The organism is Kitasatospora sp. NBC_00240, from assembly GCF_026342405.1.
Classification (GTDB): Bacteria; Actinomycetota; Actinomycetes; order Streptomycetales; family Streptomycetaceae; genus Kitasatospora.
This window is the reverse complement of record NZ_JAPEMU010000001.1, coordinates 2,969,598-2,991,723: the sequence shown is the minus strand read 5'-3', so window position 1 is coordinate 2,991,723 and position 22,126 is coordinate 2,969,598. Positions and strand designations below refer to the sequence as shown.

Sequence of the window (22,126 nt, the reverse complement as noted above, 5' to 3'; positions counted from 1 at the left end):
AAGACGGCGACGATGGACGCACGGCCGGCCCCGGACGGAGCCGCGGACCAGTTGCCCGCCGGCCCCGCCGTGTTCGTCGGGCGCCGCACCGAACTCGCCGCCCTGCGGGCCGCCGCGGCCCGGCCCGCCGAGGGGCGCAGCACCGTCCTGGTGCTGGCCGGGCGCCCCGGCTCCGGCCGCACCACGCTCGCCGTCCGGTTCGCCCGCGCGGTCGCCGCCGACTACCCCGACGGGTTGCTCTTCGCCCGGCTCTCCGCCCCCGACGGCGGCCGGGCGGCGCCCGGCCAGGTCGCCCGCCGGCTGCTGGAGCAGCTCGGCGCACCGGTGGACGCGATGCTGCTGCCGGGCGCCGGCGAGGAGGGCCGCGACGACCCCGCCTGCGTGCGACTGCGAGCCGCGCTGGCCGGCCGCCGGGTGCTGCTGCTGCTGGACGACGTCAAGGACGCCGGCCAGCTCTGGCCGCTGCTCGCGGACGAGCCCGGCTGCCTGGTGGTCGCCACCACGGCCGGCCCGCTCACCGGCATCGAGGACATCGACCCCTGCATCCTCGGTGGGCTGGAGCAGCCCACCGCGGTCGGCCTGCTCGGCGAGCTGGTCGGCGGGAACCGGATCAGCTGCGACCCGGTCGGCGGCGCGGACCTGGCCGAGGCCTGCGCCTCCCGTCCGGCCGCGCTGCGACTGATGGCCGGCTGGCTGCGGGCCAGCCCCAAGGCGGCCGTCACGGACGCCGCGCGCGAGCTGATCACCATGACCGGGGTGGTCGGCGGCGCCGCCAAGGCCGGAGCGGTGAAGGCCGGAGCGGTGAAGGGCGCCGTGGTGAAGGGCGCTGCGGTGAAGGGTGGGAGCGCCGGCGCCGACACGGTGAACGGACCGGTGGCGAAGAACACCGGAGGGCCGGCCGCGCCGTCCGCCGCCCGGGGCGCGCCGGGCGGGACGAAGAACGCCGAGGGCGCCGAGGCCGGCGGGGCGGCCGTCAACCGGAAGCCTGCGGGCGGCCTGCCCGTGGGTGGGACGTCCGGAACCGCGCCGTCGGTCGGTGGGACACCCGTGGGTGTGACGCCGGGCGGCGGTGCGCCGGGCAAGGGCGCCGCCCCGGCCGAGGGCGGGCCGGCCGGTCGGCCCGCCGCGGGTCGCCCCGGCAAGGGCCGCAAGGGCAGGGCCGGCGCGGGACGCCCGGCCGCCGCTGCCGGCCCCGGGCTGCGGACCCCGCCGGTGGCACCCGCCGCCGGGCCGACTGCCGGTCCCGCCGGTCCCGCCGGTCCCGCCCCCGCGAACGGCCCGGCCGGTGCTCCGGGCACCCCGGGCCGGACGGCCGCCGCGGACGCCGGCGACCGGCCCTCGGCCGTGCTGCCGCCGGGGTCGGCCGAACCCGTACCCGTACCCGACAACGACCCGCTGATCGGGGCGTTCACCCTGCTGTACGCCACGCTGCCGCCCGCCCAGGCGCGGATGCTGCGGACGCTGACCCTCGCCCCGGCCCAGATCGCCGACCTGCGGACGGCCTCCGCGCTGGTCGGCTGCCCGGCGCCGGACGCGGCGGCCGCCCTGGCGGCCCTGGCCGGCCACGAACTGCTCGGCGAGGAGCCGCCCGCCGCCGACGGCACGCCCCGCTACCGGGTGCCCGGCCGGCTCCACCCCCGGCTGGTCCAGCTGCGGGAGGCCGTCGACCGCCCGGCCGAGACCGAACTCGCCCGGGCCCGGCTGCTGGAGCGGCTGGTCCGGCTGGTGGACTCGGCGCGGGCCCTGCTGGACCCGGCGGGCGGGCCGGCGCCCGAGCCGCTGCCCGGGCCGCTGCGGCTGCGCAGCGCCGTCCAGGCCCGCCAGTGGCTGCTCGGCGAGCGGGACCTGCTGCTGGGCGCGGTGGCGGACGCCATCGGCCAGGGCGACCTGGACGGCTCGGCCGGCCGGCTGGTGACCGCGCTGCTGCGCGCGCTGCCGCTGACCGGCGCCGCCGCCCCGGCCGACCTGCACCAGCTGCACGGGCTGGTGCTGCGGGTGGCCGAGCGGCACGGCGCCCCCAGGCGCGCCGCGGCCGCGTTGCTCAACCTGGCCGACCTGCACGTCGCCGCCGGCCACTGGGAGCAGGCGGCGGAGCGGTTCCGGGCGGCGCTCGAAGCGGCCCGCGAGGCGCAGGACGAGCCGGCCTGCGCGCGGGCCCTGGAGGGGGCGGCCGGCTGCCACCGCGCGCTGGGCGACGCCGTCCGCGCCGCCGACGGGTACGGGCGGGCGCTCGCGCTGCGGCAGGGCCTGGGGGACCAGCCGGCCGAGGCGCGGCTGCTCGCCAGGGTCGCCGAGGCGCATGTCGCCCAGCGCCGGTTCGAGGAGGCCGAGCGGGAGTACCGGGCGTCCCTCGCGGTGCTGCGCAGGTTGGGGGACGAGCGCGGCAGGGAGGCGGTCACGGCGGCCGTGGAGCGGCTGCGCGAGCAGGTCGATGGCGGGTGGTGACGATCGGCTTCGGAGTAATGTCGCAGATGCCGTTTTTGCTCGATTTCAGCAGGGAAGTCGCCTAGCAAGCCTACGAACCTGCCAATGTGTCCGGCTGATTTAGTCAGTTTGGAAGGCTGACACGTCGCCTGGGCTTCATTACACTCGAACCTAGTCGCGCAGCGAACTGTGCCCCGGTGTCTTCCGGAGGCTTCCGCACGCGTCGCCCACCGGTCTTCCCCCGGCTGGGACCACAGGCAAGAGGGACGTGTTTAGCCGTGACCAAGGTCGGCATCCCCCGCGAGGTCAAGAACCACGAGTACCGCGTGGCCATCACGCCCGCCGGCGTGCATGAGCTGGTCCGTAACGGACACGAGGTCTACATCGAGGACAACGCCGGCGTCGGCTCCTCGATCCCCAACGAGGAGTACGTCGCCGCCGGCGCGACCATCCTCCCCACCGCCGACGAGGTGTGGGCCACGGCCGACCTGCTGCTGAAGGTCAAGGAGCCGATCGCGCAGGAGTACCACCGCCTGCGCAAGGGCCAGACCCTCTTCACCTACCTGCACCTGGCGGCCGACCGGGCCGGCACCGACGCGCTGCTCGCGTCCGGCACCACCGCCATCGCGTACGAGACGGTGCAGCTCGCCAACGGCGCGCTGCCGCTGCTCGCCCCGATGTCCGAGGTCGCGGGCCGGCTCGCCCCGCAGGTCGGCTCGTACCACCTGATGCGTCCGGCCGGCGGCCGCGGCACCCTGCCCGGCGGTGTGCCCGGCACCCACCCGGCGAAGGCTGTCGTCATCGGCGGTGGCGTCTCCGGCTGGCACGCGGCCACCATCGCCATCGGCATGGGCTACGACGTGACCCTGCTCGACCGCGACATCAACAAGCTGCGCGAGGCCGACAAGATCTTCGGCACGAAGATCAAGGCCATCGCCTCCAACGCGTTCGAGCTGGAGAAGGCCGTCCTCGACGCCGATCTGGTGATCGGCGCCGTCCTGATCCCGGGCGCCAAGGCCCCCAAGCTCGTCACCAACGAGCTGGTCTCCCGGATGAAGCCGGGCTCCGTGCTCGTCGACATCGCGATCGACCAGGGCGGCTGCTTCGAGGACTCGCGCGCCACCACGCACGACAACCCGACCTTCCAGGTCCACGACTCGGTCTTCTACTGCGTCGCGAACATGCCGGGTGCCGTCCCGAACACCTCCACCTACGCGCTGACCAACGCCACGCTGCCCTACATCGTGGAGCTGGCCAACCGCGGCTGGAAGGACGCCCTGCGTCGCGACGCCGCCCTGGCCAAGGGCCTGAACACGCACGAGGGCCAGATCACCTACGCGGGTGTCGCCGAGGCCTTCGGCCTGGAGTCCGTCTCCCTGGAGAGCGTGCTCGCCTGACGTCCCCTCAGCCCGGCCCGCCCCCACCCGGGGGCGGGCTGCCGGCCCCCGGCCCGCTCCCCTCGGGCCGGGGGCTTCGGCATGCCCGCGAACGGCCGCCGGTACCTCCGGCCGGAGCCCGTCGCGGGTCCGTGGCGGGTCCGTCCGCGGGCCCGCGGGCCGGCCGCCCCCGCTCACCGGTCGGCCACCGTGCGGTCACGCGCTGTTCACCGTCGGGTCGCCGGGTGAGTGTCGTCAATTTCTGTGGGTCGCGTCACCCGACCGCAGAAACGTTAGGGTCAAGGGCCCGCCCATCCCTTGACAGCGGGTGGCCCGATAGTCGACACATCATGCCCACTACCGTGGATTGTGTTGCTGCGAACGCCTTAAACGGCCTAGAGTCGCAAACCGTCGGCATGCTGCCACGCTGACGAATCGACATAGAGTCCTGGATGCCCAAGGAGGTAAGACGACTTGTGAATGAGTCGACATTTGCTCCCGGGGGTGGTCAGCCAGGACTGGCGGGGCACGCCGCCGGACAGCCGAGTGAGGGGCCCGGGGCCCGGCAGGCCACCGTGGGCTCGGCCGAGGTCGGCTCGGTCGCGGTCCGCACCTTCGAGGCCCGCCAGGCCACCGCGCCGGTCATCGACCTGGACGCCGACCTGCCGTCACACGGCCTGGCCTACGGCGAGTTCGCCTACGGCGCCTACGACGACCCGGACGCCGAGTACGAGCCCGACCCCGAGTACGCCGCCACCCTGGCCCCCGACGCCGCGCGCCAGCGCCGCGAGCGGGTCGGCCCCACCGGCCGGCCGCTGCCGTACTTCCCGATCCCCGCGCCGCTGGCCGAGCACGGCCCCGCGCAGATCATCGCGATGTGCAACCAGAAGGGCGGCGTCGGCAAGACCACGTCGACCATCAACCTGGGTGCCGCCCTCGCCGAGTACGGCCGCCGCGTGCTGCTGGTCGACTTCGACCCGCAGGGCGCGCTCTCCGTCGGCCTCGGGGTCAACCCGATGGAGCTCGACGTCACGGTCTACAACCTGCTCATGGAGCGCGGCCTGACGGCTGATGAGGTGCTGCTGAAGACCGCGGTGCCCGGGATGGACCTGCTGCCCTCCAACATCGACCTGTCGGCCGCCGAGGTCCAGCTGGTCAGCGAGGTGGCGCGGGAGTCGGCGCTGGCACGCGCGCTCAAGCCGCTGCTGCCCGACTACGACTTCGTCATCATCGACTGCCAGCCCTCGCTCGGCCTCTTGACGGTCAATGCCCTGACGGCCGCTCACAGCGTCATCGTCCCGCTGGAGTGCGAGTTCTTCGCGCTGCGCGGTGTCGCGCTGCTCACCGAGACCATCGAGAAGGTCTGCGAGCGGCTCAACCCCGAGCTGCGCCTGGACGGCATCCTGGCCACCATGTACGACTCCCGCACGGTGCACAGCCGTGAGGTGCTCGCGCGGGTGGTCGAGGCCTTCGGGGAGCACGTCTTCCACACCGTCATCGGCCGTACCGTGCGCTTCCCGGAGACCACCGTCGCCGGCGAGCCGATCACCACGTACGCGACCAACTCGGTCGGCGCCGCCGCCTACCGCCAGCTCGCCAGGGAGGTGCTCGACCGGTGCCGCCCCGCCGAGTGAGTCTCCCGGGTGCCGACGAGCTGTTCCGGACCACCGGCGGGATGGCCCTGTCGCCCTCCCTCAGCCGGCCGGCCGAGGCGCCCAAGACGGAGACCGCACGGGCCGCCGGCGCCGAGGAGGCCGGCCGGGACCCGCGTACCGGCCGCCCCGGCGCCGAGCGCCCGGGCGAGCGGCCCACCGTCCCGGCGCCGTCGCACGGCCAGCCGGGGCCCGGGCAGCCGGGCGCGGGCATGCCGGCCCAGGGCACGGGACAGGGGCGCCAGCACGGCGCGGCCGAGGACGAGACGGGCGCGGGCGACCCCGCCCGCCGGGCCCGGCCGCGCGGCCGGGCGCCGCGCCGCCCCAGCGGCCGTGAGCGGCACGACGAGAAGATCACCGTGTACGTGTCCGCCGAGGAGCTGATGGACCTCGAGCACACCCGGCTGGTGCTGCGCGGTGAGCACGGCCTGGCGGTCGACCGCGGCCGGATCGTCCGGGAGGCCATCGCGGTCGTCCTGGCGGACCTGGAACAGCGGGGCGAGGCCAGCATCCTGGTCCGGCGGCTGCGCGGGCGCTGAGGCGCCGGGCGGCGCCGGGGCGGCGTGTCGGCGCCCCCGGGTCGGGCGCTGCGGCCGGTCCGGGTGAAGATGGACCGTCATGCCGAGCACGAACGAGACCCCGGCCGCCGCCACCACCGCTGATCACGCCGCACCCGCCGTGCCGGAACAGCGCGGGGGCTTCCAGGTACGGCTGGAGAACTTCGAAGGCCCGTTCGACCTGCTGCTCGGCCTGATCGCCAAGCACCGGATGGACGTCACCGAGGTGGCGCTCTCCCGGGTCACCGACGAGTTCATCGCCCACATCCGCGCGATGGGCCCGGACTGGGACCTCGACGCCGCGACCGAGTTCCTGGTCGTCGCCGCCACCCTGCTCGACCTCAAGGCGGCCCGGCTGCTGCCCGCCGCCGAGGTCGAGGACGAGGAGGACCTCGCCCTGCTGGAGGCCCGCGACCTGCTCTTCGCCCGGTTGCTGCAGTACCGGGCCTACAAGCGGGCCGCCGAGCTCTTCGGCGAGCGCTGGGCCGCCGAGCTGCTGCGCGCCCCCCGCACGGCCGGCCTGGAGCCGCAGCACGCGGCGCTGCTGCCCGAGGTGGTGATCACCCTCGGCCCCGAGGACTTCGCCCGGCTCGCCGCGAAGGCGATGACCCCCAGGCCCGCGCCGTTCGTGCACATCGACCACATCCACGCCCCGCCGGTGAGCGTGCGTGAGCAGGCCGCCCTGGTGGTCGGGCTGCTGGGCTCGCTGGGCGAGGCCACCTTCGCGCAGCTGGTCGCGGACGCCCCGGACAACCTGGTGGTGGTCGCCCGCTTCCTCGCCCTGCTGGAGCTGTACCGCGAGCGGGTGCTCGCCTTCGAGCAGCCGGAGGCGCTCGGGGACCTCCTGGTGCGCTGGGTGGCCGAGGCGGACCGGGCGGTGGTCGAGGTGACGGACGAGTTCGACCGCCCGCCCGGCGAGCCCGTGCCCGACGCCGGACCCGGGCCCGCCGGCCCGGCCCGACGCACCCTGACGACCGGCAGCACCGGCAGTACCCGCGAGGACGGTGATCCGCGATGACCGCGGCCGAGACCCCCGGGGCCGAGGGCTCCCGGATCGAGCAGCCCGCCGAGCAGCCCGCCCAGCGGTCCGACGCGGCCGGCGACGCGGCCCTCCCGGGCGCCCGCAGGCCCCCGCGGCGCCCGCTCGGGCTCCCGGGCCGCCCGCGGGCCGAGGAGTGGCAGGAGCCCGCCCACAACCCCGGGACGGGCGTACTGGAGGGCGTGACGGCGGCCTCGGAGCGCGAACCGGCGCCCGCACCCCGGTCGACCGCGCTGCCGGCGCCCGCCGAGCCGCCCGCGCCGGTGGCGGAGGAACCGGCGCGGCTGCCCCACCAGGCGGAGCCGTCCGCGCCGGCGCAGCCCGTCCGCGCCCCCCGGGCCGCCGCCGTCGAGACCGCCGTCGAGGCCGAGGCTGCTGCGTCCGAATCCGAGTGCGAGGCCGTGTCCGAGGCCGGCGCCGGGCCGGCGGTGGCACTGAGGCCGGCGCTGGAGGCGATCCTGATGGTCGTCGACGAGCCGGCCGGTGAGGCCCACCTGGCCGACGTGCTGGAGCGCCCGCGCGCCGAGGTGGCCGCCGCGCTGCGCGAGCTGGCCGCCGAGTACACCGCGCAGGGCCGGGGCTTCGACCTGCGCCTGGTGGCCGGGGGCTGGCGTTTCTACACCCGGGCCGACTGCGCGCCGGCCGTCGACCGGTTCGTCCTGGACGGCCGGCAGGCCCGGCTGACCCAGGCCGCGCTGGAGACGCTGGTGGTGGTCGCATACCGGCAGCCGGTGTCCAGATCACGGGTATCGGCCGTCCGTGGTGTGAACTGCGACGGTGTGATGCGTACCCTGGTACAGCGAGGACTGGTGGAAGAAACCGGGTCCGAGCCCGAAACAGGTGCGATCCTGTATCGGACGACGAACTACTTCCTGGAACGGATGGGGCTGCGCGGCTTGGACGAGCTGCCGGAGCTCGCGCCCTTCCTGCCCGAGGTCGACGACGTGGAAGCGGAGTCCCTGGAGGGCACGATGATCGCGGATGCGGTCGCCGCCGCTACCGCGCAATCTGCGGTCCGCAGCGGTGAGACCGATCGGGCTGCGTCTGATCGGTAGGGGGCGGTGAGGTCGGCCGAGACGACTTGCACATCCCAGACGGAATCGACGTACGGACTTTTTGATGCGTAGCAGTGGTAACGGCAGGAACAGCAGCGGCGGCGGCAGCGGCGGTCGCGGCGGACAGGGTGGGGCCCGCGGCGGCAGCTCCTCCGGCGGGGGTTCCTACGGCGGCGGCCGTGGCGGCCAGCAGGGCGGCGGTTCGTACGGCGGCGGCTCGGGCGGCTCGCGCGGCGGCTCCGGCGGTGGCTCCTACGGTGGTGGCTCCGGCGGCTCGTACGGCGGCGGCTCGCGTGGTGGCTCCTACGGTGGTGGCTCGGGCGGCGGTTCGTACGGCGGCGGCTCCGGCGGCTCGCGTGGTGGCTCCGGTGGCGGTTCGTACGGTGGTGGCTCGGGCGGCGGTTCGTACGGCGGCGGTTCCCGTGGTGGCTCCGGTGGGGGTTCCTACGGCGGCGGGTCCGGCGGCGGCAGCCGTGGTGGCTCGGGCGGCGGTTCGTACGGCGGCGGCTCGCGTGGTGGCTCCGGTGGGGGTTCCTACGGTGGTGGCTCCGGCGGCGGCAGCCGTGGCGGCTCGTACGGTGGCGGCTCGGCCGGCTCGCGTGGCGGCTCCGGCGGCGGTTCGTACGACCGCCGGGACGACCGTCGGGACGACCGCAGGGACGACCGCAAGCAGTACCCGGACCGTCCGCTGCGCCCCGAGGAGCGCAAGTACGACCGTCCGGAGTTCGGCTCCGGCGGGCACTACGGCGCCCGCAAGGCCCTGCCGCAGAGCCAGCGCCCCCGCACCCAGGCCCCGCGCAAGGAGGGCCAGGGCGCCCCGGGCGACCCGCGTCGTCAGCCGCAGCGCTCGCGTGAGCTGCAGGCCAAGATCGAGGACGCGGTGCTGGCCCGGCACGACAAGCCGGCCGTGAAGCTGCCCAAGACCTTCGACGAGCCCGAGGGCGAGCGCCTGCAGAAGGTGCTGGCTCGGGCCGGCATGGGCAGCCGCCGGGCGTGCGAGGAGCTGGTCACCCAGGGCCGCGTCATGGTCAACGGCAAGCTGGTGACCGAGCAGGGCAGGCGGGTCGACGCGCAGAACGACGAGATCAAGGTGGACGGCCTGACCGTGGCCACCCAGTCGTACCTGTTCTTCGCGCTCAACAAGCCGGCCGGCGTGGTCTCCACCATGGAGGACCCCGACGGGCGCCAGTGCCTCGGCGACTACGTGACCAACCGGGAGACCCGGCTGTTCCACGTCGGCCGCCTGGACACCGAGACCGAGGGCATCATCCTGCTCACCAACCACGGCGAGCTGGCCCACCGTCTCACCCACCCCAAGTACGGCGTGACCAAGACGTACATGGCGGCGATCCAGGGCCCGATCCCGCGCGACCTGGGCAAGACCCTCGCCCAGGGCATCGAGCTGGAGGACGGCTTCGCCCGCGCCGACAGCTTCAAGGTGCTCTCCAACGTGGGCAAGAACTACCTGGTCGAGGTGACCCTGCACGAGGGTCGCAAGCACATCGTCCGCCGGATGCTCGCCGAGGCGGGCTACCCGGTCGAGAAGCTGGTCCGTACCCACTTCGGCCCGATCGCGCTGGGCGACCAGAAGTCGGGCTGGCTGCGCCGCCTCACCAACCCCGAGGTCGGCCAGCTGATGAACGAGGTCGGCCTGTAGTCGGGTGCCACACCTTAGGACAGCGCCACCGCAGGAGTCTCCTACCTGCTGATGAGGGCCTCCCCGCCGTTCGGCGGGGAGGCCCTCTCGCCGTCCGGCGGCGAGATGTGAACCTGGCCGCACCGCCTTGTCAGCCGGATGATCTGTGGCAGAGGATTGCCACCTGACATCGATCCGCCGCGTGGCGGAAGTGCGCCACATCGGAGCACAGAGGCGAACGGGGGAGGAACGTCGTGTCCGAAGCACTCAGCGCGTTGGGACTGGCCGAGCCGGACGGACAGGTCTACTCGGCGCTGGTGGCCAATCCGCAGTCGACCGCGGAGGACCTGGCCGAGCAGTGCGGCCTGACGCTGCAGCAGAGCGGCCGGGCGCTGGACCGGCTGGCCCAGCACGGCATGGCCACCCGCGCCCCGGTCGACCGGCAGCGATTCCTGCCGGTCGCCCCCGACGTCGCCATCGGCACCCTGATCGGCCACCGCGAGGCCGAACTGCGGCACGCCCGCGCCGAGATGCACCGGCTGATGGACGCCTTCCGGGAGGCCTCCCGCTACACCGACCCGGCGCACTCGGTCGAGGTGCTGACCGGCGGCGAGGCGATCGCGCAGCGGCTGGAGCACATCACCGAGACCAGCCAGTACCAGGTGCGCGGCTTCGACTGCCCGCCGTACATCCAGGACCCGGTGGCCGACAACCCGGTCCAGCGCCGACGGCTCAAGGAGGGCCTGCGGCTGCGGACCATCTACGACCGGGAGGCGGTCGCCTGGCCCGGGCGGCTGGAGAAGAACATCCTGGTCGGGGTGGAGGACGGCGAGGAGGCCCGGGTGCGGCCGGTCCTCCCGATGAAGATGATCATGTCCGACGACCGGATGGCGATCGTCCCGATCAGCGTCGGCGACAGCGTGCTGGACGCCGCCTACGTGATCCACCCCTCCGCGCTGCTGCAGGCCCTGGACACCTTGTTCGAGGCGGAGTGGGAACGGGCCGTCCAGCTCCAGGCCGCGATCGGCTCCGGCGAGGACTCGCTGGAGCCGGAGGCCGACCACCGCAAGCTGCTCGGGCTGCTCGCGGCCGGCCTCACCGACGAGTCGATCGCCCGCTCGCTCGGCTGGAGCGCCCGCACCACCCAGCGCCGCCTGCAGAGCCTGATGCGTGAACTGGGCGCCACCACCCGGTTCCAGGCCGGCATGGCGGCCAGGGAGCGCGGCTGGCTGTGAGCGGGCGCCCTCGGCGGTGAGTGCGCCCGGGCTCGGGCGCCGGGGTGCGGCCGGGCCGGCCGGTGGACCCTGAGCGGCGGTGGACCCTGAGCGGCGGCGGAACAGGACCGCCCGCGCGGCCGTACGGCCCGCGAAGTCGAGAGTCAGGCAGGCGGGGCTGGTAGGTGCGCAGGCGGGGGCCCGGCCGGGCTCCAGGGGGCTCCCGGGCTCAGCTCCAGGGGGACAGGCTGGCCCAGCGCTTGTCCGGCCCGCGCTCGACCTTCTCCAGGCCGACCACGGCGCTGCGGTTCAGCCGCCCGTAGATGTGCGGGTAAAGGACGCCCGGGGTCGCGCCCGGCACCGGACCGCCGTCCGGGGACTCCCACTTGACCATCGGCTCCACCAGGGACTCCTCGATCAGCAGCACCATCAGCGGGCCGGGGGAGTCGGCGAAGAAGGCGTTGGCCACCGCGAGTGCCGTCCGCTCGTCCGTCGAGCAGTGGATGAACCCGTCGGTCAGCAGCGAGGCGGTGGCGTACGGCCGCCCGGGGTCGGTGAGCCAGTCGTCCAAGGGGGCGAGGTGCAGGATCATTCTCCTGTTCTACCCCGAATCGTCGTCACATCGGCCACTCGTGGGCGGGCTTTGCCCCGGGGTGTCACAACCCCGGGGCCGGTACCCCGCCGCCGCCCGGCGCGGGTGGGCGCCGCCGCGCCGCCCTGCCGCCGACGCCGCCGGCCCGGCAGCGATGCCGGACGGGGGCGACAGGACGGCGACAGGACGGCGACAGCACGGCGGACGGGCGTCGGACCGGCGTCGGACGCGCAGGTCGGGACCGGCGTCGGACGGGAGGGCCGGCGCAGCGCTCAGAGGCCCGCGACCTTGGCCGACGAGGACACCTCGTAGACCAGCGTGACGGTCCGCCGGGCGCCGGGCGCCAGGACGAGGTCCCAGCGGACGATGCCCTCGGCGTCGAAGGCGTCCGGCGCTGGCGAGCAGCGCTCCTTGCGCAGCTTCACCTCCACCGCCGACACCTCCGAGACCGGGACCCGCTCGCGGACCGTCACCACCCGCTCGTCGTGCTCCTCCGGGCCGGAGAAACGCGACACGTACAGCCGGACCGTCCGGGTGGAGACGTTGCGCTGGGTGATCCCGGCCGTGGAGTCCTGCTCCTCCGCCTCCCGCACCACCCGGTAGTCGTCCGAACTGCCGAAGGCCAGCTCGGCGTCGGCCCCCGGCGCGGTGAAGCCCAGCTCGCCGCGGCCGGTGAAACCGCTGCCGCGCACCAGCTCGACCGGGCCGGCCAGCAGGGCGTGAGCGGCCCCGTTGCGGAACCGCACCACCTGGGTCACCAGCGGCGACAGCTCGGGCGCGCAGGCGTACTCGCTGCTCGCGGGGGCGGTGAAGTCCCCCAGCGGCACCCGGTGCGCCCGGCCGTCCGAGGGGACGGTGGCAGGGGCGGGCGCGGGCAGCACCCGGACCTCGCCGCCGTCGTCCACGCCGGGGACGGCCGCGGACGGACCGAGGGTGCTGATCGCCTCCTCGCGCAGCTCCACCTCGACCGTGCGGCGCTCCTCGGCGCTGCGCTCGCGCAGTGTCAGCCGGTCCTCGGTGAGCCGCGGCGGGTCGGTGGCCAGCGCCGAGCGGGCCGTGGACAGCGTGAGCCGCACGCCCGTCCAGTCCTCGCCGGTGCGCTGCCACACCACCGCCTCCGACTCCAGCCGCAGGGCGCCGCCGGACAGCGTCGCCCGGTACGAGGGCCGCCAGAGCGCGCACGGGACGAGGTGGCTCACCGTCAGCCCGGCCGGACCGGCGACGTCCGCCTCCACGGTGAGTTCGAGGTGGGCCACCAGCTCGGCGGGCTCCTCCTCGGCCGCTTCGAGCGCGCGGCCCGCCTCCTCGCGCTCCTGCTCCAGCACCCGCAGCCGGGAGCGGGCGGCGCGCAGCTCCTCGCCGTAGCGCTCGCGGTCGGCGTCCACCCGGTCCAGCTCGCGGGTCCAGCGGGCCCGCTCGACCTCGCCGAGGCCGGCGCCCTCGCCGATCTCGCGCAGCAGGTCCGCGACGAGCCGGGCGAGCAGGGCCAGCCGGGCGTCCAGCCGGTCCCGCAACCGGCCGTTCTCCCGGATCAGCCCGTCGAGTTCGTGCAGGCGGTGGCGGAGCCGGGAGTCCTCCGGGCCCGGCGCCAGCGGGGCCCGCGGGGTCCAGGCGCGCACCACCCGGACGTCCAGGACGCGGACGCCGGCCCGGCTGCTCTCGGCCCGCAGGGTCCGGTCGACGGTGAGGGCGGTGACCGGGCCCAGGCGCAGCCGCTGGACGCCCGCCGTGAGCTCGACGGTGGCGGAGCGCTCGACCTGGCTGCGGTCCTCCAGACAGGTGACCGCGGTGACCGGGAAGGGCAGCACGGGCCCGGGGGCCAGGGGCGCGCCGGGTCGGTCGGGGGTGAGGGGTGCCATGGGTCAGTTCCTCCGGTTTCCGCCGACGATGGCCTTGCCGGCCGGGATGCGGATCTCGTAGCCGCCGTCGAACTCGGCCCGGCCGCCGGCCGGCAGCTCGGCCCGCCACAGCCGGGTGCTCGCCGGCAGCAGCTCCGTCGGACCGTCCGGTGCCCGCCAGCCGGCCCGCTCCTCGATCCGGACGCCGTCCTCGGCGCTCACCGGGACGCGCTCGCGCACCTCCACCGTGACGGGGTGGCCGAGCCGGTTGGCCAGCTCGACGTGGACCCGGTGGTCCAGCACCGTGCTGTTGTTCAGCATCCCGGCGGTGGACTCGCGCAGCTCGGTGCGGCGCGCCACCTCGATGCTCTCCGTGACGCCCAGGCCGAGGCGGCGGCTGCCGCCGCGGGCGAGCGTCGGAAGGCCCGCGGTGAGCAGGTGGTCGCCGTCCACCGTCACCTCGACCGGCCCGGCCAGCAGGGCCTGGGCGGAGTCGTTGGTGATCACCAGGGTGCTGTAGACCCGCTCCTCGACGGCGGGGACGCAGATGTACTCCGACCGCAGCGCCACCTCGACCTCGCCGACCGTGACGGTGTGCCAGGTCCGGTCGGAGGGGATGTCGGCGGGCGCCGGCACGTCGTACCGGTGGTCGAAGGAGCCGGCGGAGCTGCGCGGCGGCACGGCGTGGGTGGGGAGCGGCAGCTCCGCCACCCGCACGGCCCGGCCGCGGACGGCGGTGTCCGCCTGGCCGGCGGGGGCCGGGCTCAGTACGCCCCGGCGGGCGGGGGACTGCTCGGGGCCCGCCAGTTCCAGGGCGGGGTAGTCCAGCAGTGTGGCGTCCGGCACGGGCGGCCCGGCGGGCGCGACGGGCGCCCAGCCGGCCGGCGGCGGGCCGCCGGGCCCGGACGGTCTCGGCCCGCCGCCGCCGACCGGCGGCGCGGCCTTGCGCCGGCTGCGGACGGCGTCCGCGGCGGGGGCGGCCGCCGCCATGGGCTGCGGGGCCGGGGGAGGGGCGCCGTACGCCTGCAGCTGGGGCGCCCCGCCGAAGCCGCCGTCCGCGGGCGGCCGCGACCCGGGGGCCCGGGAGAGGGGCGCGGAGGGGGCGGGCGGCGGCAGCGGCGGGCCGCCGACCGCCAGGCTCCCGCCGCGCTGCGGGCCGGCCGCGACGGCCACCGGAACCTCCCGGGAGGGCACCGGCCGGCCGGGGCGCGGGCCGGCGGCGTCGTAGGCCGAGAAGAGGTCCGTCAGGCCGCCGGGCGGCTCGCGCCAGCCGGTCGGCGGCGGGGCGGCCTGGCTGCGGCCGATCCGCAGCGAGCGCAGCTTGGGCAGGTCGGTACGTCGCTGCAGGTCCGCGCTGGACAGTGCGAGCCGTACGCCCGTCCAGTCCTCGCCGGTGCGCTGCAGCACACTGGCCCGCAGCAGCAGGCTGCCGGTGTCGGCGCCCCGGCGGTAGCCCAGCCGGTAGGCGGGCACCCAGCGGGCGCCGGGGACGCCGTACTCCAGCTCGATCTCCACCTCGGGCCGGTCGTCCGGCTCGTCGTCCGGCCGGGCGTCCGGCAGCTCCGCGGCCGCGCCGGCGACGGGCCCTTCGCCGGCCGCCGCCGGGGGCCCGCCGAGGGTGAGCAGGACGGTGGCCGCGGTCTCGACCGGCCGGGCGGGCCCGGCCGTGGAGGCCCGCTCGACCTCGTCGGTCAGTACCTCGGTCTCGTGCTCGGCCAGCCGCAGCTCCTCGGTCAGCTCCTCGGCGCGGGCGTGCAGCGCGGTCAGGCGACCCTCCACGAAGTCGGCGAGGGCGAGCCAGGCGTCCGCGGGCGTCCGGCGGTGCGGCTCGTCGGCCTGCCGCGGCGGCGGGACGGGCTGCAGGGCCGCCGTCTCGGCGATCCGGGCGAGGACCAGCCGGTGACGCTCCCGGACGGCGCTCTCCCGCTCCCGCGCGTCGTCCAGCCGGCGCTGCAGGCCGGGCAGCTCCGCGCGGTCGCGCAGCTCCGCCCGCAGCTCCAGGCGGGCCTCGGTGACCCGCCAGCCGGGCGCGCCGCCGACCACCGACGCCCGCAGCGACCGGCCGTCCAGGACCTGCGGCAGACCGGTCAGCCGGACCTGCCGGCCGGCCGGCACCGTGCCGCGGGCCCGCCGCCGGCAGACCGCTCCGGCCGCGTACACCACCACCGAGTCCAGCGCCGACGCCCAGCTGTCGCAGGCCTGGGCGCCGCCCCCCTCGCCGTTCCGGCCACCCCCCTCGCCGTTCCGGCCACCCCTGGCGCCGTTCCCGCCGTCCCCGCCGTTCCCGCCCGTGCTCTCCACCGCTACCGCCGCCACCCCGATGTCCCTTCGTCCGTTGCGCCGCTCCCGGGCGCACAGTCTGCCGCCCGCCGGGCCCGCTGTCCCCGGATTTGCCGGCCGCCCGGCGTGTGCGGGCCCCGCGGGCCGGCCGCGCGCCCGGGCGTGGACCCGGGCGGGCGAGGGGGCGTGGACCCGGGCGGGCGAGGGGGCGTGGACCCGGGCGGGCGAGGGGGCGTGGACCCGGGCGGGCGAGGGGGCGTGGACCCGGGCGGGCGAGGGGGCGCGCGGGTGCGAGAGGATGGGCGGGCACCGCCACCTGGCCCGCCCGTGGGGAGACGTACCAGCCATGCGCACTGTCGCCGTCGTCGGCACCGGACTGATCGGCACCTCCGCCGCGCTCGCCCTCACCGGCCGCGGGCTCACCGTCCACCTGGAGGACGCCGACCCGGACGCCGCCCGCACCGCCGCCTCGCTGGGGGCCGGGACCACCGAGCCGGCGGACGGCCCGGTCGACCTGGCGATCATCGCGGTGCCGCCCGCACTGGTCGGCAAGGTCCTCGCCGACTGCCAGCGCCGCGGCCTGGCCCGCTGGTACACGGACGTCGCCAGCGTCAAGGACGGGCCGCGCGCCGAGGTGGCCGCGCTGGGGCTCGACACCGTCCACTACATCGGCAGCCATCCGATGGCCGGCCGCGAGCGCTCCGGCCCGCTGGCCGCCCGCGCCGACCTCTTCGAGGGCCGGCCCTGGGTGCTCACCCCGACCCCCGACACCGACACCGGGACGCTCAACGCGGTGCTGGAGGTGATCGCGCTCTGCGGCGCGATGCCGATCGTGATGGACGCCGCCGCGCACGACCGGGCCGTCGCCCTGGTCTCGCACGCCCCGCAGCTGCTGTCCTCGCTGGTCGCCGCCCGGTTGGAGCACGCCGACGAGACCGCCGTCCGGCTCTCCGGCCAGGGCGTCCGGGACGTCACCCGGATCGCCGCCTCCAGCCCCGCCCTCTGGGTCGACATCCTGTCCGCCAACGCCGGCATGGTCGCGGACGTCCTGGAGGACCTCGCCAGCGACCTCGGCGAGACCGTCACCGCGCTGCGGGCGATGCAGGCCGCCGACGAGGGCGAGCGGCTGGCCGGCGCGGCCGGTATCGAGGCGGTGATGCGGCGCGGCAACCACGGCCAGGCCCGGATCCCCGGCAAGCACGGGGCGCCGCCCACCCGCTACGAGACGGTCGCCGTCGTGCTGGGCGACCAGCCCGGCGAGCTGGGCCGGCTGTTCGGCGAGGTCGGCGCGGCCGGGGTCAACATCGAGGACGTGGTGATCGAGCACTCCACCGGGCAGCAGGTCGGCTTCGTCCAGCTCTCGGTGGCCCCGGGCGCGGTCAAGCCGCTGACGGCGGCGCTGCGCGAGCGCGGCTGGAGCGTCCGGGACTGACGGGCGTCCGGGACTGACGGGCGTACGGGACGGGCGGTCGTACGGGACGGGCGGTCGTACGGGACGGCGGGCGTCCGGGGTGAGGCGCCGGGGTCGGATGGGTGCAGCCGGCCTGATCGGGGTCGTTCCGGGGCCGGGTGCGGGCCGGGTGCGGGCCGGATGCGGCGGCCGGCGTGGACGGCGGACGGGGCGCGACCGGGGCGCGCGATCGCTTCCGGGCGCCCCGTCCGGAGCCCCTGGGACGCTGGGCCGGGCGGGTGACGGCCGCAGCGGGCGGGGGTACGGCGCCGGTCGTCTAACCTTGAGGGAGACATCCCCAGGTTTAGAGAGAGGTTCGCCCCGTGGACACTGCCGACCGAGCGCACGCCCCGGTCGTCGTCGCCATCGACGGACCCTCCGGCTCCGGCAAGTCGACCGTCTCCCGCGCGGTCGCCGCCCGGCTCGGACTGAGCTTCCTGGACACCGGCGCGATGTACCGCGCGATGACCTGGTGGATGCTGGCCAACGACGTGGACGTGGACGACGCCGAGGCCGTCGCGGTCGCCTGCGCCAAGCCGGTGATCGTCTCCGGTACCGACGCGGCCGGCCCGACCATCACCGTCGACGGCAAGGACGTCTCCGGCCCGATCCGCGGCCCGGAGGTCACCGCCCAGGTCAGCGCCGTCGCCGCCGTCCCGCAGGTGCGGGCGAGGCTGGTGGAGCTGCAGCAGGGCTGCGCCCGGGTCGCCGAGCGCGGCATCGTCGCCGAGGGCCGGGACATGGGCAGCGTGGTGTTCCCGGACGCCACCGTCAAGATCTTCCTCACCGCCTCCGAGGCGGCCCGCGCCGGGCGCCGGGCCGCCGAACTGCGGGCCAAGGGCGTCGACGAGGCCACCATCACCACGATGGCGGCCGACCTCGCCCGCCGGGACGCCGCCGACTCCTCCCGGGAGACGGCACCGCTCGCCCAGGCGGCCGACGCCGTCCTGGTCGACACCAGCGAGCTGACCCTCGACCAGGTGATCGCCACGATCGCCGCGCTGGTCGAGGAGCGGGCCGGCCTGTCGGCGGTCTGACCCCCGCCGGGACCACCCGCCCGCACCGGCGCGCCCGTCCGACCCGGACGGCCCCGCCGGCAGGACCCTGAACGCACCACCCCTGATTTTTCGCGCTGCCCCGCATCGAGGGCAGGTACGCACGGCACGTCCCTGGGAAGGGCTGTGCCGGGAAATGGAAAAACGAACATGACCGAAGACACCGCCACCGGCTCCGGTGAGCTGGACGCCGCCGACTACGCCGAGTTCATGGCCCTCGCGGCCGAGGAGGGCTTCGACGGCGAGGAGCTGGACGGCGAGGGCGCACACGCCCCGCTGCCGGTGCTGGCCGTCGTCGGCCGCCCGAACGTCGGCAAGTCGACCCTGGTGAACCGCATCATCGGCCGCCGCGAGGCCGTCGTCGAGGACAAGCCCGGCGTCACCCGCGACCGCGTCTCCTACGAGGCGACCTGGAACGGCCGCCGCTTCAAGCTGGTCGACACCGGCGGCTGGGAGCTGGACGTCCTCGGCATCGACGCCATGGTCGCGGCCCAGGCCGAGCTCGGCATCGAGAGCGCCGACGCGGTGCTCTTCGTGGTGGACGCCACCGTCGGCGCGACCGACACCGACGAGGCCCTGATCAAGCTCATCCGGCGGGCCGGCAAGCCCACCGTGCTCTGCGCCAACAAGGTGGACGGCCAGTCCACCGAGGCCGAGGCGGCGTACCTCTGGTCGCTCGGCCTCGGCGAGCCGTACCCCGTCTCCGCCCTGCACGGCCGCGGCTCCGGCGACCTGCTGGACGCCGTGATGGCCGCGCTGCCCGACGCCCCGCCGCAGACCTTCGGCGTCGCCCCCGGCGGCCCGCGCCGCGTCGCGCTGATCGGCCGCCCCAACGTCGGCAAGTCCAGCCTGCTGAACAAGGTCGCGGGCGAGGACCGGGTGGTCGTCAACGAGCTGGCCGGCACCACCCGCGACCCGGTCGACGAGCTGATCGAGCTCGGCGGCAAGACCTGGAAGTTCATCGACACCGCCGGCATCCGCCGCCGGGTCCACCTCACCGCCGGCGCCGACTTCTACGCCTCGCTGCGCACCTCGTCGGCGCTGGAGAAGGCCGAGGTCGCCGTCGTCCTGGTGGACGCCAGCGAGACCCTCGCCGAGCAGGACACCCGGATCATCTCGATGGCCGTCGAGGCCGGCCGCGCAGTCGTCATCGCCTACAACAAGTGGGACCAGATGGACGAGGAGCGCCGCTTCTACCTGGAGCGCGAGATCGAGAAGGATCTCGTCCAGGTGCAGTGGGCGCCCCGGGTCAACGTCTCGGCGCTGACCGGCCGCCACATGGAGAAGCTCGTCCCGGCGATCGAGACGGCGCTGGCCGGCTGGGAGACCCGGATCACCACCGCGCGTCTCAACGCCTTCCTCGGCGAGCTGGTCGCCGCCCACCCGCACCCGATCCGGGGCGGCAAGCAGCCGCGCATCCTGTTCGGTACGCAGGCCGGCATCCGCCCGCCGCGGTTCGTCCTCTTCGCCTCCGGGTTCCTGGAGGCGGGCTACCGCCGCTTCGTGGAGCGCCGCCTGCGCGAGGAGTTCGGCTTCGTCGGCACGCCGATCTCGATCTCCGTGCGGGTGCGCGAGAAGCGCCGCCGCAAGTGACACCCGGGTGAGCGGCGGGCGGTGCGTCCGCCCCCGCTCACCAGGCAGGAGGCCCTGGCACCTTCGGGTGCCAGGGCCTCCTGCCGTTCGGTGCCCGGTGCCGAGCGGGTGTTCCTCGCCCGGTGGGCCCGGCGCGGTGGTCTTCTCCCGGCGCCCGTTCCCCGGTGGCCGTTTCCGCCGTGCCCGTTCCCCGGTGCCCCTTCCCCGGCGCTCAGGACTCGCTGGCGCTCCGGCCCGGCGGCAGCGACAGCCGGTTGCGGTGCCGCCCGCCCGCCCCGGCGCCCGCGGCCTGCACCGGGCCGAGGTAGCCGGCGGCCACCCAGCCCTGCCCGTTGCCGAGCTGGCCGCCGTGCGAACCCGGCTGGGACCCGGCGCGCAGGCCGGTCGGCTGCCCGCTCCGGTCGTCCGTCCGGTCCTCCGGCTGCCCGCCGGTGGAACCGCCCGGCTGGCCGCTCTGCTGTCCGTGCTGGCCGTTCTGCTGGCCCGGCATGAACTGCGGCGCCCCGAGGGCCTGCCCCGCGTACGTCAGAAAGGTCTGCTGCTGCGCCGAGTACGACCGGGCCTCGGACCGGCTCGGGTACGGGTCCCGGACGGCGAAGCCGGCGAAGCGGAGGTCCTCCTCGCCCGAACGGTCCCCGGGCAGTGCCCGGAACAGCCGCCGGTACTCGGAGTACAGCTCGTCGTAGATCGGCGTCGTGGAGTGGGGGTGCTCCGCGTCGTACGACGGGCGCATGCCCGGGATCGGGCGGCTGGTGACGGTGGTGGGCTGACGGTGGGCTGCGGCGACGTCGTAGCTGTACACGTAGGAGCCAACGAGCGAGAACGGCAGGGGATGCGGGTCCGGACCGCTCGCCCCGGGCGGTCCGGCGGAGGGCTCCCCGCGGGCGCCGGGCGGGCGGGCTGACCTGCTCAGCCACCCCGCGGGCCCGGCCGGCTGCCGGCCGGGCCCGCGGGGTGTCCGCCCGGCCGGGCCGGCCCGCCGAGCGCGTCCTGCTGTTCGCCGGGCCCGCTCAGGTACCCGCCAGCGGGAGCGAGGCGGCCACCACCTGGCCCTGGGCGGCGGCCCGCTCCAGGGCCAGCCGCAGCAGGTCCTCGCGCGGCTGGCGGCCGACCGTACCGGCCGGCACCGCGTACATGGTGACCTCGGCCTGCTTGCCGGCCGCCACCCGCCAGGCGTCCGTGACCTGCAGCGGCTGGTGGGCCTGCCACCACCCGGTGCTGCCGCCGGCCGCCGCGGGCTGCAGGATCGCGTGCAGCTGCCCCATCACCATCAGCACCGACCAGCCGGACAGCTGGCCGGGCGTCACGTCCACGTCCGGCAGCGGCTGGAACCCGGCGTCCTGGAGCAGGCTGAGGAACTCGTCCGTCCCCGAGGTGTTGCCGGGGCGGCCGACCGGTCCGGTGGGCTCGACGACCAGGGCGGCGTGGCCGGTGCCGCCGTGCATCACCAGCCCGCAGGTGATGCCGAGCACGGCGGCCTGCCCGGCGGCGGCCGGGGCGGGGACCGGCGCCTCCTGGGCCGGGGCGGCCGCCTGGGGCACCGCCTGGGCCGGGACGGGGTAGGCGGCCCGCTGAGGCGCGGCGACGGCCTGCGCGGCCGCCGGCTCCTGGGCCTGGCTGATGCTCCGGACCGCGCCGAGCAGCTGCTCCTCGGACACCGGCACCACCTGCGACGGGATGCAGCGGGAGTGCGCGAAGGCGAGCACGGCCGTCTCGTCGCCGATGAAGAGCACGGTGCTGGTGGGCTCCATCAGGGTGTCGCCCGGTGTCCGGCAGGACGTGCATTCGTAGGTGTCGGGCGCGTGGGCCCCGCCGAGCAGGCGGTCGGCCTCGTCGTCGCCGATCTCGGATCGAACCTCGTCGCTGACATCGAGCATGTGCGGCACTAAGACTCCTCGGGTTGTTGCGGGGGTGACGGGGGCGCCCCCGGCCGCCATTACCAACGGACCCCTGTGTCAGGGGTCACGGGTGGGTTCGGGACCTGACGAGAATTGCCGCATATCCGATGACGGAGAGTGTTTCCGTGGTCGCAATATGTCGATCCCGAGTGCGAATCGGGTTCGTCCGACCTATGAGCTGAGTCACGGTCGGCCGAGGTTTGATCTAGGAAATAATGGCTAAAAGGTGCATTCGGGACATGAATCCGAGATCATTACCGCTGGTAACACTCCGCTGAGCTGGGAAGTCCTCGAACTGTTTGGTTTCCCGGGTTGCCGACTCGTAGCTTCATTCCCGGTGCAACGAGCACCACCCGGGTTCACCCCCCGCCGTACGGCCCGCCGGCTCACCCCGGCCCGGGACGTGCCCGCCGCAGCGACCGGCTCGAACAGGTCCGCGGTGCGACGGAGGGCTGCCGGGGCGGCGC

The 22,126-nt window shown here is 75.7% G+C and carries 16 protein-coding genes; 11 read left to right on the top strand and 5 right to left on the bottom strand.

Annotation, left to right across the window (positions count from 1 at the left end; all coding sequences use genetic code 11):
* Nucleotides 1-12: 12 nt before the first annotated feature.
* The 8 genes from OG689_RS12620 to OG689_RS12585 all read left to right on the top strand — a co-directional run bounded on the left by OG689_RS12620 (nt 13) and on the right by OG689_RS12585 (nt 10,974).
* Entirely contained in the window at nt 13-2,445 is a 2,433-nt protein-coding gene (locus OG689_RS12620) for a tetratricopeptide repeat protein (protein WP_266320198.1), read from the top strand.
* Nucleotides 2,446-2,702: 257 nt separating this feature from the next.
* Nucleotides 2,703-3,821 (top strand): alanine dehydrogenase, encoded by a 1,119-nt coding sequence (gene ald / locus OG689_RS12615; protein ID WP_073923559.1) that lies wholly within the window; start codon nt 2,703-2,705, stop codon nt 3,819-3,821.
* Between the two features lie 455 nt (nt 3,822-4,276).
* Nucleotides 4,277-5,434, top strand: coding sequence for a ParA family protein (locus OG689_RS12610; protein ID WP_073923560.1), 1,158 nt, complete (start codon nt 4,277-4,279; stop codon nt 5,432-5,434).
* 41 nt (nt 5,435-5,475) lie between these two features.
* Nucleotides 5,476-5,991 carry a hypothetical protein gene (locus OG689_RS12605; RefSeq protein ID WP_266327050.1) on the top strand — a complete coding sequence of 172 codons (516 nt, stop codon included), beginning with the start codon at nt 5,476-5,478 and terminating at the stop codon, nt 5,989-5,991.
* 79 nt (nt 5,992-6,070) lie between these two features.
* Entirely contained in the window at nt 6,071-7,027 is a 957-nt protein-coding gene (locus tag OG689_RS12600) for a segregation/condensation protein A (protein ID WP_266320195.1), read from the top strand.
* A gap of 422 nt (nt 7,028-7,449) precedes the next feature.
* Nucleotides 7,450-8,103, top strand: a complete 654-nt coding sequence (scpB, locus tag OG689_RS12595; protein WP_266327048.1) for an SMC-Scp complex subunit ScpB — start codon at nt 7,450-7,452, stop codon at nt 8,101-8,103.
* A 64-nt stretch (nt 8,104-8,167) separates the two neighbouring features.
* A complete protein-coding gene (locus tag OG689_RS12590; RefSeq protein ID WP_266320194.1) occupies nt 8,168-9,760 on the top strand; it encodes a pseudouridine synthase in 1,593 nt (530 codons plus the stop codon).
* Between the two features lie 233 nt (nt 9,761-9,993).
* Nucleotides 9,994-10,974 carry a helix-turn-helix domain-containing protein gene (locus OG689_RS12585; RefSeq protein WP_190214067.1) on the top strand — a complete coding sequence of 327 codons (981 nt, stop codon included), beginning with the start codon at nt 9,994-9,996 and terminating at the stop codon, nt 10,972-10,974.
* Between the two features lie 208 nt (nt 10,975-11,182).
* Here OG689_RS12585 and OG689_RS12580 read toward each other — a convergent pair whose 3' ends face one another.
* The 3 genes from OG689_RS12580 to OG689_RS12570 all read right to left on the bottom strand — a co-directional run bounded on the left by OG689_RS12580 (nt 11,183) and on the right by OG689_RS12570 (nt 15,699).
* Entirely contained in the window at nt 11,183-11,545 is a 363-nt protein-coding gene (locus tag OG689_RS12580) for a DUF952 domain-containing protein (protein ID WP_266320193.1), read from the bottom strand.
* 272 nt (nt 11,546-11,817) lie between these two features.
* The gene (locus tag OG689_RS12575) at nt 11,818-13,404 is read right to left on the bottom strand and encodes a mucoidy inhibitor MuiA family protein (protein WP_266320191.1); all 1,587 of its coding nucleotides are present in this window, start codon (nt 13,402-13,404) and stop codon (nt 11,818-11,820) included.
* A gap of 3 nt (nt 13,405-13,407) precedes the next feature.
* Nucleotides 13,408-15,699, bottom strand: coding sequence for a DUF4139 domain-containing protein (locus OG689_RS12570; protein WP_323189279.1), 2,292 nt, complete (start codon nt 15,697-15,699; stop codon nt 13,408-13,410).
* A 310-nt stretch (nt 15,700-16,009) separates the two neighbouring features.
* On the opposite strand from OG689_RS12570, the gene OG689_RS12565 reads away from it, so the two are divergent.
* The 3 genes from OG689_RS12565 (at nt 16,010) to der (ending at nt 19,761) form a co-directional block, all read left to right on the top strand.
* Nucleotides 16,010-17,095, top strand: a complete 1,086-nt coding sequence (locus tag OG689_RS12565) for a prephenate dehydrogenase (protein WP_266320190.1) — start codon at nt 16,010-16,012, stop codon at nt 17,093-17,095.
* A 341-nt stretch (nt 17,096-17,436) separates the two neighbouring features.
* Complete coding sequence (gene cmk, locus OG689_RS12560; RefSeq protein ID WP_266320188.1) at nt 17,437-18,150, top strand: (d)CMP kinase; 714 nt, start codon at nt 17,437-17,439, stop codon at nt 18,148-18,150.
* A gap of 168 nt (nt 18,151-18,318) precedes the next feature.
* Nucleotides 18,319-19,761, top strand: a complete 1,443-nt coding sequence (gene der, locus OG689_RS12555; RefSeq protein ID WP_266320187.1) for a ribosome biogenesis GTPase Der — start codon at nt 18,319-18,321, stop codon at nt 19,759-19,761.
* A 211-nt stretch (nt 19,762-19,972) separates the two neighbouring features.
* On the opposite strand, the gene OG689_RS12550 is transcribed toward der, so the two are convergent.
* Nucleotides 19,973-20,563, bottom strand: a complete 591-nt coding sequence (locus OG689_RS12550) for a hypothetical protein (RefSeq protein ID WP_266327783.1) — start codon at nt 20,561-20,563, stop codon at nt 19,973-19,975.
* Nucleotides 20,564-20,771: 208 nt separating this feature from the next.
* A complete protein-coding gene (locus OG689_RS12545; RefSeq protein ID WP_266320185.1) occupies nt 20,772-21,647 on the bottom strand; it encodes a hypothetical protein in 876 nt (291 codons plus the stop codon).
* Nucleotides 21,648-22,126: the final 479 nt, after the last annotated feature.

Bases quoted from the DNA above. Each gene is read 5' to 3' on its own strand.
- OG689_RS12620 (WP_266320198.1), top strand. From the start codon at position 13: ATGGACGCACGGCCGGCCCCGGACGGAGCCGCGGACCAGTTGCCCGCC.
- OG689_RS12605 (WP_266327050.1), top strand. From the start codon at position 5,476: ATGGCCCTGTCGCCCTCCCTCAGCCGGCCGGCCGAGGCGCCCAAGACG.
- OG689_RS12600 (WP_266320195.1), top strand. From the start codon at position 6,071: ATGCCGAGCACGAACGAGACCCCGGCCGCCGCCACCACCGCTGATCAC.
- OG689_RS12590 (WP_266320194.1), top strand. From the start codon at position 8,168: ATGCGTAGCAGTGGTAACGGCAGGAACAGCAGCGGCGGCGGCAGCGGC.
- OG689_RS12580 (WP_266320193.1), bottom strand. From the start codon at position 11,545: ATGATCCTGCACCTCGCCCCCTTGGACGACTGGCTCACCGACCCCGGG.
- OG689_RS12575 (WP_266320191.1), bottom strand. From the start codon at position 13,404: ATGGCACCCCTCACCCCCGACCGACCCGGCGCGCCCCTGGCCCCCGGG.
- OG689_RS12565 (WP_266320190.1), top strand. From the start codon at position 16,010: ATGCGCACTGTCGCCGTCGTCGGCACCGGACTGATCGGCACCTCCGCC.
- der (WP_266320187.1), top strand. From the start codon at position 18,319: ATGACCGAAGACACCGCCACCGGCTCCGGTGAGCTGGACGCCGCCGAC.